This is a genomic window from Melaminivora jejuensis, from assembly GCF_017811175.1.
GTDB classification, from domain to species: Bacteria; Pseudomonadota; Gammaproteobacteria; order Burkholderiales; family Burkholderiaceae_C; genus Melaminivora; species Melaminivora jejuensis.
This window is the reverse complement of the sequence record NZ_JACWIJ010000002.1, coordinates 2394037-2412817: the sequence shown is the minus strand read 5'-3', so window position 1 is coordinate 2412817 and position 18781 is coordinate 2394037. Positions and strand designations below refer to the sequence as shown.

General features: G+C 70.2%; 18 protein-coding genes. 11 read left to right on the top strand and 7 right to left on the bottom strand.

Going from position 1 to position 18781, the window contains the following annotated elements; all coding sequences use genetic code 11:
• The first annotated feature begins 17 nt into the window (after positions 1–17).
• Entirely contained in the window at positions 18–386 is a 369-nt protein-coding gene (locus tag IDM45_RS11400; RefSeq protein ID WP_232653998.1) for an HVO_A0114 family putative DNA-binding protein, read from the top strand.
• A 19-nt stretch (positions 387–405) separates the two neighbouring features.
• Here IDM45_RS11400 and IDM45_RS11395 read toward each other — a convergent pair whose 3' ends face one another.
• From IDM45_RS11395 to IDM45_RS11380, 4 genes are all read right to left on the bottom strand, one after another.
• Positions 406–1092, bottom strand: a complete 687-nt coding sequence (locus IDM45_RS11395) for a Fe2+-dependent dioxygenase (protein ID WP_209422946.1) — start codon at positions 1090–1092, stop codon at positions 406–408.
• 51 nt (positions 1093–1143) lie between these two features.
• Positions 1144–2262 (bottom strand): alpha-hydroxy acid oxidase, encoded by a 1119-nt coding sequence (locus IDM45_RS11390; protein WP_325168969.1) that lies wholly within the window; start codon positions 2260–2262, stop codon positions 1144–1146.
• A 199-nt stretch (positions 2263–2461) separates the two neighbouring features.
• Entirely contained in the window at positions 2462–4720 is a 2259-nt protein-coding gene (locus IDM45_RS11385; protein WP_209422944.1) for a TonB-dependent receptor, read from the bottom strand.
• 369 nt (positions 4721–5089) lie between these two features.
• Positions 5090–5980, bottom strand: coding sequence for an MBL fold metallo-hydrolase (locus tag IDM45_RS11380; RefSeq protein ID WP_325168968.1), 891 nt, complete (start codon positions 5978–5980; stop codon positions 5090–5092).
• 178 nt (positions 5981–6158) lie between these two features.
• Here IDM45_RS11380 and IDM45_RS11375 point away from each other — a divergent pair, with 178 nt between their 5' ends.
• On the top strand, positions 6159–7169 hold the full coding sequence (locus tag IDM45_RS11375; protein ID WP_209424096.1) for an esterase/lipase family protein: 1011 nt from the start codon (positions 6159–6161) through the stop codon (positions 7167–7169).
• Positions 7170–7209: 40 nt separating this feature from the next.
• Here IDM45_RS11375 and IDM45_RS11370 read toward each other — a convergent pair whose 3' ends face one another.
• The gene (locus tag IDM45_RS11370; protein WP_209422943.1) at positions 7210–7689 is read right to left on the bottom strand and encodes an ATP-binding protein; all 480 of its coding nucleotides are present in this window, start codon (positions 7687–7689) and stop codon (positions 7210–7212) included.
• Positions 7690–7765: 76 nt separating this feature from the next.
• Entirely contained in the window at positions 7766–9523 is a 1758-nt protein-coding gene (locus IDM45_RS11365) for a solute carrier family 23 protein (protein WP_209422942.1), read from the bottom strand.
• Between the two features lie 98 nt (positions 9524–9621).
• Here IDM45_RS11365 and IDM45_RS11360 point away from each other — a divergent pair, with 98 nt between their 5' ends.
• From IDM45_RS11360 to IDM45_RS11350, 3 genes are all read left to right on the top strand, one after another.
• Positions 9622–9954, top strand: a complete 333-nt coding sequence (locus IDM45_RS11360; RefSeq protein WP_209422941.1) for an STAS domain-containing protein — start codon at positions 9622–9624, stop codon at positions 9952–9954.
• An 81-nt stretch (positions 9955–10035) separates the two neighbouring features.
• Positions 10036–11166 (top strand): acyl-CoA dehydrogenase family protein, encoded by a 1131-nt coding sequence (locus IDM45_RS11355; RefSeq protein WP_209422940.1) that lies wholly within the window; start codon positions 10036–10038, stop codon positions 11164–11166.
• Positions 11166–11594, top strand: coding sequence for a YchJ family protein (locus tag IDM45_RS11350; protein WP_209422939.1), 429 nt, complete (start codon positions 11166–11168; stop codon positions 11592–11594). Before IDM45_RS11355 ends, IDM45_RS11350 begins: the two co-directional genes overlap by 1 nt.
• A gap of 61 nt (positions 11595–11655) precedes the next feature.
• Here IDM45_RS11350 and IDM45_RS11345 read toward each other — a convergent pair whose 3' ends face one another.
• Positions 11656–13173 (bottom strand): ABC transporter substrate-binding protein, encoded by a 1518-nt coding sequence (locus IDM45_RS11345; protein WP_232654003.1) that lies wholly within the window; start codon positions 13171–13173, stop codon positions 11656–11658.
• Between the two features lie 115 nt (positions 13174–13288).
• Here IDM45_RS11345 and IDM45_RS11340 point away from each other — a divergent pair, with 115 nt between their 5' ends.
• The 6 genes from IDM45_RS11340 to IDM45_RS11315 all read left to right on the top strand — a co-directional run bounded on the left by IDM45_RS11340 (position 13289) and on the right by IDM45_RS11315 (position 18699).
• Positions 13289–15334: a sensor domain-containing diguanylate cyclase gene (locus tag IDM45_RS11340; RefSeq protein ID WP_209422937.1), complete on the top strand. Its 2046-nt coding sequence runs from the start codon at positions 13289–13291 to the stop codon at positions 15332–15334.
• Positions 15335–15397: 63 nt separating this feature from the next.
• Complete coding sequence (locus tag IDM45_RS11335) at positions 15398–16078, top strand: HAD family hydrolase (RefSeq protein ID WP_209422936.1); 681 nt, start codon at positions 15398–15400, stop codon at positions 16076–16078.
• 58 nt (positions 16079–16136) lie between these two features.
• Positions 16137–16967, top strand: a complete 831-nt coding sequence (locus IDM45_RS11330; protein WP_209422935.1) for a quinoprotein dehydrogenase-associated SoxYZ-like carrier — start codon at positions 16137–16139, stop codon at positions 16965–16967.
• Positions 16964–17986, top strand: coding sequence for a quinoprotein relay system zinc metallohydrolase 1 (locus tag IDM45_RS11325; RefSeq protein WP_209422934.1), 1023 nt, complete (start codon positions 16964–16966; stop codon positions 17984–17986). The genes IDM45_RS11330 and IDM45_RS11325 overlap by 4 nt, the downstream gene beginning before the upstream one ends.
• Positions 17987–18157: 171 nt before the next feature.
• On the top strand, positions 18158–18493 hold the full coding sequence (locus IDM45_RS11320; RefSeq protein WP_209422933.1) for a c-type cytochrome: 336 nt from the start codon (positions 18158–18160) through the stop codon (positions 18491–18493).
• A complete protein-coding gene (locus IDM45_RS11315; protein ID WP_209422932.1) occupies positions 18490–18699 on the top strand; it encodes a hypothetical protein in 210 nt (69 codons plus the stop codon). The genes IDM45_RS11320 and IDM45_RS11315 overlap by 4 nt, the downstream gene beginning before the upstream one ends.
• Positions 18700–18781: the final 82 nt, after the last annotated feature.

Genomic DNA, 18781 nt, shown 5'->3' with positions numbered 1-18781 from the left:
CAAGAGGTCAACAAGCCATGAAAACTCCACCCGCCTCGCAACCCATCGTGATCGGCATCCTTGCGCAGGAACAGATGCGCCAGCGCGTGCTGGCCATTGCCAGTGGCCAGTACAAGCCAGGCCCTCAAGAACCCAAGGTCTGGTTCACCTCCATGAAATCGCTTGCCGAAGTGTTGAGTGACGACAACCGTGCTTTGTTGCGTGTGATTGCACAGACCCAGCCCGGGTCGATTGCAGAGCTGGCTCAGGCGACCGGGCGTAAACCCAGCAATCTTTCGCGCACGCTCAAGACCATGGCCAATTACGGAATTGTTGAGCTGCAACGGCACCGCAATCTGGTTCGTCCCATTGCCCGGGCCACGCAGTTCCAGATCGTTGCTGCATAAAGGCTGGTCAGCCGCATGTTCACGGTCGCGCCCAGCGCCGCAGCAGGTTGTGATAGACGCCCGTGAGCTGCACCAGCCGCATGTCGTCGGACGCCAGCAGCGGCGTGAGCTCCTGCACCGACTGATCCAGGTCGAACAGCAGCGTGCGCTCGCCTTCGTCCGCCACCAGGCTCTCGATCCAGAAAAATGACGCCACGCGCGCGCCGCGCGTCACCGGGGTCACGCGGTGCAGGCTGGTGGAGGGGTACAGCACCATGTCGCCGGCGGCCAGCTTCACGGTCTGCACGCCGAACGGCCCTTCGACCTCCAGCTCGCCGCCGTCGTACTCCTCGGGTTCGGCCAGGAACAGCGTGGCCGACAGGTCGGTGCGCATCTGCTGCCCGCCGCTGCCGGGCAGGAACATCAGCGCGCTGTCCACGTGTGCGCCGTACTGGCCGCCGCCGGCATAGCGGTTGAACTTGGGCGGATAGATGGTGCGCGGCAGTGCGGCACTGATGAACAGCGGCGTGGCAGCGAGGCGGCGCAGGATGTGCTGGCCCAGGCGTGTGGCCAGCTCGCTGCCGTCCTGCAGTTGCTGGTTGCGCTTGACGCTGATGGCCAGCGTGCCGGCAGTGGCCGTGCCGTCCTGCCAGTCGGCAGCGTCCAGCTCGGCGCGGAAGGCGCGCACTTCGTCCTGGGACAGAACCTGGTCGATGGAAATCAGCATGGGTGGGCCTCGGTCGTCAATCGGTCAATCGTCGGTCAATCGGTCAGCCGGTCAAGCCGCTGCAGCGGGCGGGCAGGGCAGCAGCGCCCCGGGCGTGATGTCGGCCAGCGCCGCGCAGCCGGCCTGCGCCATGCAGGCGTGCAGCTCCTCGACCAGCAGCGTCAGCATGTGTGCCACACCCAGGGCGCCGGCAGCGGCCAGGGCATACATCTGCAGCCGTCCGATGAGCACGGCGTCGGCCCCCAAGGCCAGGGCCTTGAAGGCATCCTGGCCGCTCCTGATGCCGCCATCGAGCAGCAGCGGATAGCTGCTGCCCACGGCGGCGCGCACGGCGGGCAGCTGGGCCAGGCTGGCTGGCGCGCCGTCCAGGCTGCGCCCGCCGTGGTTGGACACGACGATGCCGGCCACGCCGGCGCCTTGCAGCTGGCGCGCATCCTGCGGGCTGAGCACGCCCTTGACCCACACCGGCAGCCGCGTGGCCGCAAGCAGCCAGGCCAGGTCGTCCCAGGTCGGGGCATGGCGCATGGCGCCCTGGAAGATGCGGCTGGCGCCGGGCGGCAGGGCGCTCGCCGGCGCTGGCGGGAAGCCTGCCAGATTGGCCGGCGTGCAATCCGCCGGCATGGCGAAGCCGGCTGCCAGTGCGCTGCGGCTGGGCAGCTGGATGCTGGCGTCCAGGGTGAGCACGATGGCCTGATAGCCGGCGCCCTCGGCGCGCGCCAGCAGCGCCAGCGTGTGCGCGCGCTCGGGCTGCAGGTAGAGCTGGAACCAGCGTGGCGCGGCGCTGCCGCCGGCTTGTGCGATGGCCTCCAGCGGTACGGACGACAGGGTGCTGGCCACCAGGCAGGTGGCGGTGGCCTCGGCGGCACGGGCGGTGGCGATTTCAGCATCCGGGTGCGCCAGGCGCTGATGCGCCACCGGGGCCAGCAGGAAGGGGTGGGCCAGCTGCTGGCCACCCAGCATCAGCCGCGTATGCCCGCCGCGCACGTCGCGCAGCAGGCGCGGCACGATGCTCCAGCGCCCGAAGGCGGCGCGGTTGGCGGCCAGCGTGGCATCCCAGCCGCAGCCGCCAGCCACGTAGGCATGGCGGCCTGCGTCCATGGCCTGAGGCGCCAGCCGCTCGTAGTCGATGGCGTTGTGGATGCCGTTGGGGATGCGGGCCTGGGAGTGCATCATTTTTGATAGCTGCCAGCGCTTGCTGGCATTGGCTTAGAGCCTGTTTTGACCATAAAACTCGGCAGCTTCAGCAAGATCCCTTGCAAGGGCTTGCGCCCTGCGCTGGCGGCAGTCGTGCGTTGCGCGTGCGTTGTGCGCCTGGCGGCGCATCGAAGGCTGATGCGCCGCAACACCTTGAAAGGGCAGTGGGGGCGCCTCAGAAGTCCAGGTTCAGCGTCAGGCGCACGGCACGGGCATCGCCCTTGTAGAGGAAGGCGCCCGAGCGATAGACCGCCGTGAAATAGTCCTTGTTGGTCACATTCAGCACGTTCAGGCGCAGGTCGGCGCTCTTGTTGATGCGGTAGGTGGCAAACAGGTCATAGACGGTGAAGCTGGGGATGGGCTGCGAGCAGTAGCCATTGGCGTTGAAGCTGGCGCCGGTGTCGGGCTGGCCGCCGCACTTGCCGCTTTCGTAGCGCGCCACCGCGCCCAGGCCGAAGTTGCGCGTGAACTGGTACTTGCCCTGCAGCATGGCCGAGCGGTCGGCAAAGTTGGACAGCGGGTTGCCCAGGTTGGCCGCCGACACCGACTTGAGCACCTTGGACTTCATGAAGGCCAGGCCGCCCTGCACCTCCAGCTGCGGCGTCAGGTTGCCGGCCAGGCCGAACTCGATGCCCTGCACGCGGTTCTTGCCGGTGTTGAACATGCCTGCGGAGTCATAGCCGGTGCCGCTGGGCGCGGCCTCCATCACGTCCTTCTTGACCGTGCGGAAGGCGGCAGCGGTGAACAGCAGCTTGTCGTCCAGCAGGTTCCACTTGGTGCCGATCTCGAAGTTGCGCGACAGCTCGGGCTTGGCGCTGGCGCTGCCGTTGGTGTCCACCACCAGGCCGCCGTAGCCGGCGCTGGTGCCCACATCGGACTCGCCGCCGTTGATGTCCTGCGCACTGCCGTAGCTGGCATAGACCATGCCGAAGGGGTTGACCTTGTAGCTCACGCCCAGGTGGCCGTTGAGCAGCGTGTCGCTGTAGCCGTAGTCGGCGGACTGCACGCCGGTGGCGGCGGTGTAGGTGGCCAGGCTCAGCTTGGTGTGGTCGGCGCGCAGGCCGGCGAACACCGTCCACTGGTCTGTCAAGTCCACCGTGTCCATGGCCGACAGGGCCAGGGCCTTGACATGCCAGTCGCGCGCCATGCCGGTGCGCGTGTAGGAGCGCCCCGTCAGGCTGCCCAGGTTGGGCAGCAGGTTGCCGGCCGCATCGGTCATGCAAAAGCCGTTGTTGGCCGTGGCCGTGGCGTTGGTGATGCAGTTGAAGGCGCCGGCGGTGTTCACGCCGTAGCCGCCGGACTTGACGCGGTGGTTGGTGTACTCGAAGCCGAAGATGAATTCATGCTTGAGGCCGCCGATCTCCGCGTCCCAGCGCAGGTTGTCCTGGTGGGCGAAATACTTGACTTCCTGCCAGCCCCGGTGGCCGCCGTCGATGACGGCGCTGTTGGCGGTGGCGTTGAACGAGGCGCCGTGGTTGGCGTAGCTGTTGTCGGACTGGCCGTAGCGCGTCAGGCTGGTGAGCCTGACGTTGGGCGCGAAGCGGTAGTTGACGCGCGCCGTCACCGTGTCCACGTCGGACTGCGCGAAGTCGTTGTCCTGCGCGTACATGGGCACGTTCGTGGCCGGGCGGCGGTTTGGGGGCGTGCCGATCAGGTAGTGGCCCAGGTCGGGGCGCTTGTCCTTGGCGCGCAGGCCGTAGTAGTCCAGGACGACCGACAGGTCTTCGTTGGCATTCCACAGGCCCGACAGCGCCAGGCCGTCGCGCCGGCGCTGCGACGGGCTGCGATCGGGCACGTCCTCGCCCGCCGTGAGCGCATTGGCGCGCAGCGCAAAGCTGTCGGAGAACTTGTGGTTCATGTCCAGCGTCAGGCGGTGGTGCTTGTCCGTGCCCAGGCCGACGGAGGCGCGGGTGAAGCTGTAGTCGGTGGTGGCCTGCTTGGTGATGGCGTTGATGGCGCCGCCAGCCGAGCCGCGCCCGGCAAAGCTGGAGTTGGGGCCTTTGGTGATTTCGAGCTGCTCGACGGCAAAGCTCTCGCGCGTGGTCATGCCGGTGTCGCGCAGACCGTCCACGAACACGTCCGAGCGCGCCTCCTGGCCACGGATGATGTAGCGGTCGCCAAAGGCGTTGCCGTTCTCGCCCGTGCCCAGGGTGATGCCGGGCTGGGCCGACAGGATGCTCTTGAGGTCGCTCTGGCCGGCGTCCAGGATGGCCGCGCCGGTGATGACCTGGATGGTCTGCGGCGTCTCGGCCAGCGGGCGCGTGTGGCGCGTGTCCGCCGAGGTCTTGGCCTTGTAGGGCGCGCCGACTTCAGCGTTGGGATTGGGGTCGATCTTTTGCTCCTGCACCGTCACCGTGGGCAGGGTGGCGGAGGCTGCCGGGGCGCCCTGCTGCTGGGCCAGGGCCGACAGCGGCAGCAGCGCGGCAGCGGCCATGCCGGTGGATTGGAGAAAGCGCAGGGATCGGGGTTTCTTGATGCAGGACGGGACATGGCGCTGCAGGGCTTCCTGTAAAAGTTGGCAAAAAAGGTGAACGATACGAAGGAAATCGCCTCAATTATTGTTGAGAATCAATCTCGTTTGCGTAAGCATTCACGGAAATATCGATTTTTTGCCCATTGCATCTGCTTTCAGTGCCGTTGCTGTTGCCCTGTTGCAACGGGGCAAGAGCCAGCCATGCCGGATGGCACAAACGCGCCCGGCCCGGTCGTGCGGCCAGTGGATTTCAAGCCAAATCAGCCACAAACCCTTGATAGTCAAGCGCTTTCAGCTATCAAAAAAGAAGCAATCGATAGTGCCGGGCGCTCACACGTTGACCAGCGTGTCGCCCTCGCGGCGCAGTGCGCCGCTGGCCTCCAGCTCGTGCACCAAGGCGTCGTGCCAGGCATGGATGTCGTGCTCGGCAAAGAACTGTGCGTGCAGCGCCCGAAAGTGCGGCGTGGCCAGCAGCCAGGCGCGCGAGTCGGCCTCGCTCACGCGCTGCCACTCCAGCAGCTTGTACTTCAGCAGCACCTTGGCGGCGTAGCGCGCGTGCTTGAGCGGCTGGGCGCGAAACACCGCCAGGCGCTGGCGCGCACGCGCCAGCGCCGCCGGCACGTCGCCGAACACGCTGCCGTGGCCGGGGATGACGATGCGCGGGGCCAGTTGCTCGATGATGTCCAGCGTGTCCGCCGCCTCGGCAAAACCGCTGGCGCCGCCCAGCTCCGGGAAGATGACGCCAAAGCCGTTTTCCCACAGCGCATCGCCCGAGATCAGCACGCGCGCATCAGGCTCGAACAGCAGCACGGCGTGCGGGTCGTGCCCCGGCGCGGCGTGGATCTGCCAGGCGCGCCCGGCCAGCTCGATCTCGCTGCCCGGCTGCAGCACGCCATCGGCGCGAAACTGCGGGCACTCTTGGCCGGTGGGTTCGTAGCTCAGCTCGTGCGCATCCCAGGCGCGCACCTGCTGGAAGTGCCCGGGTGGGATCAGTGTCTGCACCTGCGGCCAGCGCTGCTGCAGTGCAGCATTGCCGCCGCAGTGGTCGCTGTGCAGGTGGGTGTTGAGCAGTCGCACCAGGGGCTGGCCGGCCAGCTGCGCCTCGACCAGCGCCACGGTTTGCGCGCTGTGCGTGCAGTAGCCGCTGTCCACCAGCGCCGCGCCGCCGGCGCCGCCCTGGAACACGATGTTGTTGGCCGACAGCCAGCCGCGCTCAAGCACGCTGATGCCGGGGGGAGGGGCAGGGAGTCAGGGGACATGTCTCGGTATCGGAAAAATCAGGTGATGAAAACGTGCCGCCGCCAAGGGGCGGCGCTGGCGCTGTATGGTGCCCGATTACGGGACAACAGGCCGGGCGCGGCTGTGCGTCCGGCGACAGCGGCAGGAGGTGGACATGCAGGTGGGCAACGCGCAATGGCAGCGCTGGCTGGTGGCGCTGCACTGGCTGCTGATCGCGCTGTGGGCCTGGTTGGCGTGGCCCCACTCGCCCTGGTGGGCGGCGGCGGGCCTGGTGCTGGTGCCGCTGGCCTCGCGCCTGCTGATGCTGCCGCAGTTCCTGTTGATGGCCGCTGTGCGCGCGCGTGCCGGCGAGCCGCGCATTGCCCCGGCGGCGCTGCTGCGCGGCTGGTGGGCCGAGTCGCGCTGGGCGGCGCTGGTCTTTGGCTGGTGGCAGCCGTTTGCCGCCCAGGCCGAGCCGGACTGGCTGCCCGAAGCGCCGGCAGCTGCAGCCGCAGCGGTCGCTGCCCAGCCCACGGCGCGCGGCGTGGTGCTGGTGCATGGCTTTCTGTGCAACCGGGGTTTCTGGCTGCCGTGGCTGCGGCGGCTGCGCGCACATGGCCATCCGTGCATCGCGCTGACGCTGGAGCCGCCGTTTGCCTCCATCGACGACTACGCGCCGCAGATCGAGGCCGCCGTACAACGGCTGCAGGCGGCCACCGGGCAGGCGCCGCTGGTGCTGGCGCACAGCATGGGCGGGCTGGCGGTGCGTGCCTGGCTGCGCGCCGTGCCGGAGGCCCAAGCGCGCGTGCAGCGCGTGGTCACCATCGGCACGCCGCACGGCGGCACCTGGCCGGCGCGTCACGCGCGCAGCGCCAATGGCCGGCAGATGCGCCTGGACAGCGCCTGGCTACGCCAGCTGGCGCGCGACGAGCCGCCTGGGCGCGCCCGGCTGTTCGAGTGCTGGCGCTCGGACATGGACAACGTGGTCTATCCCGACAGTGCTGCCCGCCTGGCTGGTGCGCGCGAGCAGGTGCTGGCCGGCGCCGGCCATGTCGAGCTGGCCTTTGCGCCGCGCATCATGACGGCGGTGCTGGCCTTGCTGGAGCAGCGGGGCGGCCCCCACCCCAGCCCTCCCCCAGAGGGGGAGGGAGCAGGCAGCAGCCCGCCCCCAGCGGCAATACCAAATCAATAGCTGCCAGCGCTTGCCAGCAAAGGGTTTGCGGCTGATTTGGCTATGAATCCGGCGCCAGCTCCAGCAGCAGCACGTTGCGCCCGGCAGCGCGCCGGTACAGCAGGCGGCGCAGGTAGTGGCGCATCAGGCGCAGGCCGTGGCCGCCGATCTCGGCCTGCTCCAGCGAGGCGGCCAGTTGCGGCGAGTCCTGCGCCGTCGGGTCGAAGGGCGCGCCGTCGTCCTCGATGCACAGCGCCAGCGCGTGCGGCGTGGGGCCGCAGGCCAGCCAGATCTGCGCGGCGCCGCCTTGCGGGGTGCGTCCGTGGCTGGCGATGTTGGTCAGGGCCTCGTCGGCGCACAGCGTCAGGGCGAACAGGGTGCGCGCCGGCCAGCCCTGCTGCTCGCCCAGTGCCTCCAGCCAGGCCAGGGCCTGCGCCACGCCCGCCAGGCCGGCGCCTGCCGCCAGGCGCTGCGGCGGCTGCTGCCACACGGGCCAGTCGGTTGCGTTGGCGGGCGCGGGCTCGGCGGATGGAATGGACATGGTGCTGGGCCTTGCTGAGGATGGCTGCGGTGGATCGGAAGGGCCGGCGCGTCAGGGCATGTGCAAGGACGCGCTCTCAGTGCTCGAAGTGCAGCCGCAGCCAGGCCTGATCGCCTGCCGCGCCGCTGCTGACGCGGTCGGCCAGGTGGCGCAGCAGCCGGCCCGACAGGGCGGCCAGCGCATCGTCCAGCGCGGCGTCGTCGGCGTCCAGCAGCGCCGCATCGACGCGTGGTGTGGCGCTGGCTGCCAGCGGTAGTGGCACGCCGCTGTGCAGCAGTTCCAGATCCAGGTTGAACTCGTCGAAGCTGCCCCGGATGCCGGTCACCCGGCGGCCCTCGCCGGCAGCGGCGATGGCCTCGGCGGCCTCCAGCGCGGCCAGGGCGGCGCGCTGCACGGCGCTGCGCCGCGCACCCCAGGCGGCGCCGCGCGACTCGACGAAGTTGGTGATGTCGGCGTGCAGCGCCGGGCTGGCCGCGTCCAGCGCCTGCGTGGCGCGCTGCGCCGTGCCCAGGCGAAACAGCAGGTTCAGCGCGATGACCAGGATGCCCGTGACCACGAAGGGGTTGCCCAGCAGGAAGCGCAGGCCCTCGGGCAGCTGCTGCGCCAGCTGCGGGCGCTCCATCAGCGCCACGCCGGCGGCCAGCGACAGGCCGACGGCAAAAATGGCCCGGTTGTCCAGCGCGCGCGAGACCACCAGCTCCATGCCCGAGACGATCAAAAAGGCCGCCGCGTACAGGCCGACCGCGCCCAGCACCGGCTCGGGGATCAAGGTCAGCGCCAGGGTCAGCTGCGGCAGGAAGGCCACCAGCGCCAGCAGGGCCGCCGCGCCCAGGCCGATGACGCGCGCCGTCGAGCGCGTGGCATAGGCCAGCGCGATGTTGGCCGAGCAGGTGCAGGTTGGAAAGCCGCCCAGCAGGCCGGCGGCGATGTCGCCCACGCCGTTGGCCTTGATGCCGCCGGCGACCATCTGCATGTTGGCGCGCTTCCAGTCGGCGTCGTCCATCTTGTCCATCATGGTCACGCTGCCCAGGGTGTCGAGCTGCGTGAGCACCGCCACCAGCGCCACCGCCACCAGCAGCCCGGCGTCGAGCGCAAACACCGGCGTGGCCACGCGCGGCAAGTCCACCAGCGGTACACCGGCCAGCGCCTCGGTGCCCTCGATGCGCCCCAGCAGCGCCGCCAGCGCCACGCCCAGGGCAATGGCGCCCAGCAGCGCCAGCAGGCGCAGCCGCCCGCCCCAGATGGACAGCACCACGATACAGGCCATGGTGGCGCCGCCCATCAGGGCGCTGGCGCCATCGATGATCGGCTGCGCGCCGGTCACGCCCATGATGCTGCTCGCCGAACCCGGCACCAGCGCAATGCCGCCCATGCAGATGACCACACCGACCACCGTGGGCGGGAACACCGGGCGCAGGTGGCGCACCAGCGGCGCCAGTACCAGGGCGGTGATGCCATGCACCAGCGCCGCACCGGCCAGACCGCCCGGGCCGTGGGCGGTGATCAAGGCGGCGGCAAAGGTGATCATGAACGGGTCGGGCATGTGGATCAGCAGCGCGCCCGAGCCCCAGCGCCCGCCCCAGGCCTGCAGGGCGGTACACAGCGCCATGCCCAGCAGCGTCATGGCGACCATGGTCTGCGTGCCTGTGCGATCCAGCCCGGCCATCTTGGCGGCCACCAGCACGTAGGCGATGAAGGCCATGGCCGTGCCCGCGTGCTGTGCCGCCAGCAGCGCCAGCGCGCCGGCGGGCGGACGTTCGCCGGCGGCATAGACCAGGTCGGGCGGGCGCCGGCGGGGCGGCAGGGCAGGCAGGCGCAGGGCGGCAAAGGGCATGGGCAAAAACTTCGTATGGCAAAAAAATGCCGCGCTATATCATCGCGGCGCCCGCATTCTGCGACAGCCTCTTTCCAACGTTCCAGAGAATTTTTGCCATGTCCATCGCCACGGAAGCCACCCCCAGCGCCCACATCGTCACCCTGCAGGGCCAGCTCAACAGCGCCAATGCAGCCAGTGTGGAAGCTGACATCCTGGGCCTGGTCGATGGCGGGGCCAGGCAGCTGGTGCTGAACTTTTCGCCGCTGGACTACATCTCCAGCGCCGGCCTGCGCGTGGTGCTGGTGCTGGCCAAGCGCCTCAAGGCCGAGGGCGGAAAGCTGGTGCTGTTCGGGATGCAGCCGCACGTGCGCGAGGTCTTCGACATCAGCGGCTTTCTGGCCATCCTGAACGTGCAGCCGGGCCGCGTCGAGGCGCTGGCGCAGTTCTGATTGCTACAATAACAATAGCTGCCAGCGCTTGACTGGCAAGGGCTGCAGGCCTTTTTCATTCATATTCAACCATTCCAAGACATGCTGCTGACTCAAGACCAGGAAATGATCCGCGACGCCGTGCGTGCCTTCGTGCAGGAGCGCATCGCCCCGCACGCCGCCCAGTGGGATCGCGAGCACACCTTTCCGCACGATGTGCATCGCGGCCTGGCCGAGCTGGGCGCATATGGCATTTGCGTGCCCGAGGAGTGGGACGGCGCCGGCCTGGACTACGTCAGCCTGGCGCTGGTGCTCGAAGAAATCGCTGCCGGCGACGGCGGCACCAGCACGGCGATCAGCGTCACCAACTGCCCGGTCAACGCCATCCTGATGCGCTATGGCAGCGAGGCGCAAAAGCGCCAATGGCTCAGCCCCTTGGCGCGCGGCGAGATGCTGGGGGCGTTTTGCCTGACCGAGCCGCATGTCGGCTCGGACGCCTCGGCGCTTCGCACCACGGCAGCGCGCGAGGGCAACGAGTACGTCATCAACGGCGTCAAGCAGTTCATCACCAGCGGCAAGAACGGCCAGGTGGCCATCGTGATTGCCGTGACCGACAAGGCCGCCGGAAAGCGCGGCATGAGCGCCTTCCTGGTGCCCACCGATGCGCCGGGCTACCAAGTTGCGCGGCTGGAGGACAAGCTGGGCCAGCACAGCAGCGACACGGCGCAGATCAACTTCGACGACTGCCGCATCCCGGCGGCCAACCTGATCGGCGCCGAGGGCGAGGGCTACCGCATCGCCCTGTCGGCGCTGGAGGGCGGGCGCATCGGCATTGCCGCGCAAAGCGTGGGCATGGCGCGCGCGGCCTTCGAATTCGCCCTGCAGTATTCCAAGGAGCGCGAGGCCTTCGGCCAGCCCATCTTCCAGCACCAGGCGGTGGGCTTTCGCCTGGCCGAGTGCGCCACGCAGATCGAGGCGGCGCGCCAGCTCATCTGGCACGCCGCCAGCCTGCGCGACGCGGGCCGGCCCTGCCTGAAGGAGGCCGCCATGGCCAAGCTGTTCGCCAGCGAGATGGCCGAGCGCGTGTGCAGCGCCGCCATCCAGACGCTGGGCGGCTATGGCGTGGTGGCCGACTTCCCGGTCGAGCGCATCTACCGCGACGTGCGCGTGTGCCAGATCTACGAGGGCACCAGCGACGTGCAGAAAATCATCATCGCCCGCGCCCTGGCCTGATGGTGTCGCCCGCGTCCACAGCCGCCCAGCCCTGCCCCTGTGGCCGCCAGGGCGCGGCAGGCCGGGCGCTGGCCTGGGGCGCGTGCTGCGGCCGCTACGTCGAGCACTTCGACGCCGCCCCCGCGCCGGACGCCGAGAGCCTGATGCGCTCGCGCTACAGCGCCTTCGTGCGCCAGCGGGCCGACTATCTGCTGGCCACCTGGCACGCCTCGCGCCGGCCTGCGCGCATCGACTTCGAGCCGGGTGTGCGCTGGCTGGGCCTGCAGGTGCGCGGCCACTGGACGGCGCAGCCAGGCCATGCCGAAGTCGAATTCGTCGACCGCCAGCGCGGTGCAGGCGGCCGCGCCTGGCGCCTGCACGAGCGCAGCCGCTTCGTGCGCGCGGCGGACGGGCGCTGGTACTACGTGGATGGCGACATTTTGAGGTGAAATCTGCCAAAAAGCCTTGTCCAGCAAGCGCTGCCAGCTATCAATAAAGTAGCTCAGTGCTTCAATCCCACCACATCGCGCCGATGTCGTGGGCAAAGATGGGGTAGTTCATCCAGGCGCCGCGCAGGCCCTTGCGCACCACGGTCACGATGCTGGGGTTGAAGATCCAGGCGTTGACGGCGTCGTGCGCCAGGTGGCGCTGCAGCCGGGCGAACAGCTGCTGGCGCTGGCGCGCCGCCGTGGCCTGCGCGTATTCGCGCGCCAGCGTGCGAAAGGCCGGGCTGTCGTAGCCGAAGTAGTACTCGGGATCGGTATAGATCAGGTAGTCCAGCGGCTCGACGTGGTTGATCAGCGTCATGTCGAACTGGCCGCGAAACGGCCCGGACAGCCATTCCTGCCAGGACAGTTTCTGCAGCTCGGCCTGGATGCCGGCAGCGGCCAGGTATTCGGCCAGCACGCTGCCGCCTGAGTGCGCGTAGGGCGCCGGCGGCAGCGCCAGCGTCAGGCGCAGTGGCGTGGCCACGCCGGCCTCGCGCAGTAGCGCCCGGGCGCGCTGCGGGTCGTGCGGGTACAGGCTGTCCAGGTGCAGGAAGCCGGGGTCGGTGGGCGCGAAGTGGCTGCCGATGGCCGTGCCGTGCCCGTCCAGCGCGCGCTGGATGAAGCCCTCGCGGTCGATGGCGTGCGTGATGGCGCGGCGCACGCGCACATCGTTCAGCGGTGCGCGGCGCTGATTCAGCGCCAACATGCCCTTGCCGCTGGAGCTGCCCAGCAGCACCTGGTAGCGCACATCGTCCTGAAAGCGCCGCACGGTGCTGGTGGCGAACTGGAAAAACAGATCGACCGTGCCGGCGCGCAGCGCCGCCTCGCGCTCGGCCGGCTCGTGGATGAAGCGAAACACCGCGCCGTCCAGGCGCACCTGGCGCGCCGCACGCGCCTGTGGGGCGCGCCCGAGCGTGATGCTGTGGCCGCGCCGGCGCTGCACCACCTGGTAGGGGCCGGTGCCCACCGGCGCCTGCGCCAACTGGCCAGCGCTGGCCGGGTGCACGATGGCCGCCGTGGCCTCGCCCAGCCGGAACGGCAGGTGTACGTCCGCGTGGTGCAGCGTCAGCGCCACGCTGTGCGCATCAGGCGTGGCGATGTGGGCGATGTTGTCGAACAGCGCGCGCCGCGCCTTGTTGGTCGAGCCTGGCGCTGCCGCGCGCTCGAAGGAAAAGCGCACGGCGGCGCTGTCCAGCGCACTGCCATCGTGGAAGCGCACCCCCTGGCGCAGGCGCAACGTGTAGCCACGCCCGCCCCCATCCATGTCCCAGGACTGGGCCAGCAGGCCGGTGACGCTGCCGCTTTCCTCGATGCGCGTCAGCCCCTCCAGCACATTGCCATGCACCACCTCCGCCACGGCAGCCGAAGGCGCCATGGTCGGATCCAGGCTGTCGGGCTCCAGCGACAGGTTGAGCACCGGCGGGCGCCGGCTGCCCCGGGCGGGCGGTGCATCCGCAGCCCCGGCAGCACCCAGGGCGGCGGGCAGACCGGCCAGCGCTGCAGCCTGCGCCAGCCAGGCGCGGCGGGTACTGGCTGGCACCAGCAAAGGGCCAGAAACATGAGAAAAAGGGTTGACAATTTCTGTCATGGTCAATCCGGGAGCAGGCAGCGACAATGGTAGCGCCCGGTCGCCAGATACCCCCTCGTCCGCTCCCATGCCCCTGCTTCGCTCCCCTGCTGCACGCTCACGCCTGGGTGCGCTGTTGCGTGCCGGGCGCCTGGGGCCGCTGGCGCTGCTGGCCTTGCTGGCGCTGGCGCTGTGGGGCGGACGGGCGCTGTACCTGGAGCGCGAGCAGCGCTACCACCACGTCATCGAGGGCGGGCTGCTGGCCATCAACCAGTTGCAGACGCGCAGCGTGGCCAACTGGCGCCAGCGCCGCCTGGGCGAGGCCGAAGCCCTGAGCGAGGATGCCGTGCTGGGCCTGGCCGTGGCGCGCTGGCGCGAGGCGCCCACGCCCGAGCGCGAGGCGCGGCTGCGCGACCGCCTGCGCGGCCTGGTGGAGTACATGCAGTACGCCGATGCCTATTTGCTCGACACCCAGGGCCGGCTGCTGCTGGCGCCGCAGGGCCGGGCCGTGGGTGAGCTGGCGCCGGCGCAGCAGCAGACGCTGGCGCTGGCGCTGGCACGCGGCCAGGCCGTGGCCGACGGGCTGCGGCGCGACGAGAGCTTTGCCTTCCCGCACTACGGCTTGCTGGCGCCACTGTTCGACGGCGTGCAGGCCGTGGGCGCCGTGTGGCTGGTGCTGGATGCGCGCAGCACGCTGTACCCGCTGCTGGAGGCCTGGCCGGGCGGCAGCCGCACCACGGCGGAATCCCTGCTGGTGCAGCGCCAGGGCGATGAGGTGCTGTTTCTGAGTCCGCTGCGCGAGGACGATGATGCGGCCCTGGTGCGGCGCCTGCCCCTGGACGCTGCCAGCGATGCCGCAGTGCTGGCCGTACGCGGCGCGCGCGGTGCGCTGTACAGCAGCGACTACCGGGGCCGGCAGGTGCTGGCCACGGCCAGCGGTGTGCCGGCCAGCGACTGGCTGCTGCTGTCCAAGATCGACCGGGCCGAGGCCTTTGCCGACGCCCGCCAGGGCGATTGGCTGTCGCTGACGGTGTTCGTCAGCGCGGCGCTGCTGCTGCTGGGCAGCCTGGTGCTGCTGTGGCAGTGGCGCGCCTGGCGGCGCGAGCGCATCCTCAAGGAGCGGCTGCAGCGCAACATGCGCTGGCTGGAGAGCGCCCAGCGCGCCGCCAGCCTGGGCTACTTTGCCTACGACCCGGCGCAGCGGCGCTTTTTCATGTCCGGCATGGCCAATGCCATCTTCGGCCAGCCCGAGCACGCGCGCATGACGCTCAAGGAGTGGATGGCACTGCTGCACCCGCAGGATCGCCAGCACATCCTGCAGGTACACGGCCAGGCCATGTCCGAGCGCAGCGCGCTGCGCCTGCAATACCGCATCTGCCCGGCAGGTGGGCTGCCGCTGCGCTGGGTCGAGGTGTACGGCGAGTTCGGCCAGGCCCATGACCGGGCGCCCAGCTGCATGACCGGCACCATCCAGGACATCACCGAGCGCCGCCAGGTCGAGGAGCAGCTCGAACGCTACCGCGCGGCGCTGGAGGCGCAGGTGCGCATCGACCCGCTGACCCGGCTGGCCAACCGCCTGGCGCTGGACGAGCACGTGGCGCAGGAGTGGGCGCGCGCACTGCGCAGCGGCGCGCCGCTGGCGCTGCTGATGCTGGATGTGGACTACTTCAAGGCCTTCAACGACCACTATGGCCACGGCGCCGGCGACCGCTGCCTGCAAAGCGTGGCGCAGGCGCTGGCCGCCGGCGTGCAGCGCGCTGGCGACATGGTGGCGCGCTATGGCGGCGAGGAGTTCGCCGTGCTGCTGCCCGGCATCGACGAGTACGAAGCCCTGGCCGTGGCCGAGCGGCTGCGCCTGGCCGTGCGCGCGCTGGCCATCGAGCACGCGCCGACGGTCAGCGCCGACGCCATCGTCACCATCAGCATCGGCGTGGCCAGCGTGTCGGCGCCGGCCATGGCTGCCGCCCAGCAGGGTCAGCCCGAGGGCCGCGATGCGGCGCAGGTCTTGTTCCAGCGCGCCGACGCCGCCCTGTACTGCGCCAAGCGCCTGGGGCGCGACCGCAGCGTCGTCCACAGCCCGCAGTGCGACACGCTGCTGCACGATGCGCCGGACAGCCTGCGCGCCGGCCTGTGATGCCAGCCGGCGACGCCGGTGCGTCCTGGGCAATGTGCGCAATCTGTTTGAAAGGAATCCCTCATGAATACCCAGACCCTCGGGCGCTGGCAGGCCGTGCTGTTCGACTGCGACGGCGTGCTGGTGGACAGCGAACCCATCACCAACGGCGTGCTGTGCGCCATGTTGAACGAAGCCGGCTGGCCGATCACGCCCGAGGAGTGCATGGCCACCTTCATCGGCAAGACCGTGCGCAGCGAGGCCGCGCTGATCGAGGCGCGCACCGGACGGCCCCTGACCGACGCCTGGATGGCCGAGTTCTACGCACGGCGCAACCTGCGCCTGGCCGCCGAGCTGCAGCCGATTGCCGGCGCGGTCGAGGCGGTGCAGGCCGTGCATGGCCTGTTGGCCGGGCGCATCGCCTGCGCCTCCGGGGCCGATCGGCACAAGGTGGAGATGCAGCTGGCGCAGGTCGGCCTGGCGCCGCTGTTTGCCGGGCGCGTTTTCAGCGGCCATGAGCTGGCGGCGACCAAGCCCGCGCCCGACGTCTATCTGGCGGCCGCCGCTGCCGTGGGCGTGGCGCCGCAGCATTGCCTGGTGGTCGAGGACACGGTCATCGGCGTGACCGCTGGCGTGGCCGCCGGTGCGGCGGTGGTCGGCTACAGCCCGGGCGGCAGCGGCCACGGCTCGCCGCAGGCGCTGCGCGCCGCCGGGGCCGTCCACATCATCCGCGACATGCGGGAGTTGCCGCAGTTGCTGGGCTGAGCGGCCCGATCCTTGCTTGCCAGCCTCCAGCGTTGTTTCTTATGACCGGAGGTGCAACATGCAAGATCGCAGAAGCTGGCTGCTGGCAGGATTGGGCGGGCTGGCAGGATGGGCAGGAGAGGGCCTGGCGCCACAGGCCTGGGCCGCGCAGCAGGCTGGCGCGCCGGATCGCGCGGGCGGCGATCCGCTGGGTTCGCTGCAATGGCCGACGCTGCGCGAGCAGTTCCTGGGCGCGGATGCGCGCGTGCGCTTCAGCGACGCCGTGCAGGTGTACACGCCGGCCTTTGCCGACGACACCATGAATGTGCCGCTGCAGATCGATGCACGGCCCCTGGCCGCTGCCGGCACGCCGATCCAGCGCATCCTGGTGGCGGTCGATCGCAATCCGGTGCGCGAGGTGCTTGCCTTCGAGCCGCTGCGCGCTCTGCCCATGCTGGCGTTTCGCATCCGGCTGGAGCAGGCCTCGCCGGTGCGCGCCATGGCGCAGACCGAGGATGGCGTGTGGCACGTCGGCAGCGCCCTGGCCCAGGCACCGGGCGGGGGCTGCACGGTCTCGGGCGCCTCGCGCCTCGACGGCTCGTGGAAGAGCACGCTCAATCAGGTGCAGGCGCGTATCTTCAGGAACGTCCTGGAGGGCAGCCGGCGCCTGCGCGTGAGCGTCATGCACCCCATGGACACCGGCCTGGTGGCCGGCATTCCGGCGTTCTACATCGAGCAGCTGCAACTGCTCGATGCCGGCGGCGCGCCGTGGTGGCGGCTGGCGCTGCATGAGCCGGTGTCGGAAAACCCCTTCCTGACCTTCGAGCTGCCGCTGCAGGGGCCGCAGGTCTTTCGCCTGACAGGGCAGGACAACAACGGCAACCGCATCGATGCCGAGGTGCGTGCATGAGTGCCGCCCGCCGTACCTGTGCCGCTGCCGTGCTGCTGGCCGCCGCCTCCGGTCTTGCCGCCAGCGCTGGCACACCCGCCCCGGCTGCTGCGCAAGCCACTGCAGCCGCCGCTTTTGCGCCCCCCGACGCGCAGCGCCTGGACTACCGTCTGCAGCCGCGCCGCATCGCCGAGAACACCTGGGTCATCGAGGGCGAGGTGGCCGATTTCTCGCGCGCCAACGGCTGCAACATCATCAATACCGCCTTCATTGCCACAGGCGATGGCGTGCTGGTCATCAACACCGGCCCCTCGCGCCTGTACGGCGAGCAGCAGCGCCGCGCCATCGCCCGCGTCACCGGCGAGCCGGTGCGCCAGGTGCTGAACCTGAACCTGCATCCGGACTATTTCCTGGGCAACCAGGCCTGGGCCGACACACCCGTGGCGGCGCTGCCCGGCAGCATTGCCGGGATGCAGCGCGAGGCCGCCGCCTACGAGGACAACCTCTACCGCGTCTGCGGCGACTGGATGCGCGGCACCCAGGCGGCGCCGGCGCGCGAGCCGCTGCAGCCGGGCACGCTGGAGCTGGGCCGCCACCGCTTCACGCTGCAGCGCCTGCACGGGCACACCGGCGACGATCTGGTGGTGCTGGACGAGCGCACCGGCGTGCTGTTTGCCGGCGGCCTGGTGTTTGCCGAGCGCGTGCCGAGCACGCCGCACGCCGACCCGGCCGCCTGGCTGGCCAGCCTGGACACGCTGGCGCAGTGGCATGCGCAGCAGCGCTTTGCCCTGGTCGTGCCCAGCCACGGGCCGGTACATGCCGGCCTGGCCGGGGTGGCGCAGACGCGCGACTGGCTGCAGTGGCTCGGGCGCCTGATGGCCGACAGCGCCGGGCGCGGCATCGATCTGAGCGAGTTGCTGCGCGCGCCGGTGCCCGCGCGCTTTGCCCGCTGGGGCGCGCAGCCCGCCGAACTGCAGCGCAGCCTGGTGCAGTGGTATCCGGGCCACGAGCGGCGTGCGTTGGAGCGCGCCCAGCGTTGACGCAGCGGCTGCGTCAATCTGGAGCACATGCGCCGGGCGCAACCGTGTTGCACAGTGCTCCCCGGCCCGGGTGCGGGGTGCAGCAGCACCCGGGCATGGATGTTGCTCATATCGATGGCGCCGTTGTCCCTTGCGGCCTTTTCCTCTGCCCCTTACTCCACGGTATCTGCCATGCGTTCTGTTCACTTTCTCACCCTCGGCTTGCTGCTGGCCGGCGCTGCCGCCCAGGCCACGCCGGCTGCCGGCGACCTGGCCGCAGCCGCTGACCTGGCCAAGGCCAATGGCTGCTACAGCTGCCACTCGGCGGCGGAAAAAATCGTCGGGCCGGCCTTTGTCTCGGTGGCGGACAAGTACGCCAGCGACAAGGACGCCGTGGCCTCGCTGGCCCAGTCCATCCAGATGGGCTCCAAGGGCAAGTGGGGCCGCGCCGCCATGCCGGCCCATCCCAGCCTGAGCGCTGGCGATGTCAAGCTGCTGGCCGCCTGGGTTCTGGCCACCAGGCCATGATGGCCCGGCCCACGCGCGCCGCGCCTGCGCACCCGCGCACGCTGCTGGGCGCTGCGCGGGTGCTGCTGCAGGCCGCGCGTGAGGACGATGCGCAGCAGCTCCAGGCGCAAGCGGCGCGCGCCCTGTGGGAGGCCTGTGTCGCCAGCGCGCGGGCTGGGGCAGCGCATCCGCCGGCGCCCCCCGGCAGCGCGCCGCGGCGGACGTGAGCCGCAAGCCGTGCGCTGCAGGATTGGCAGCGCACGCAAGACTTTGTTTTGCTATTTTTTCAGTAGCTGCAACCGCTTGTGC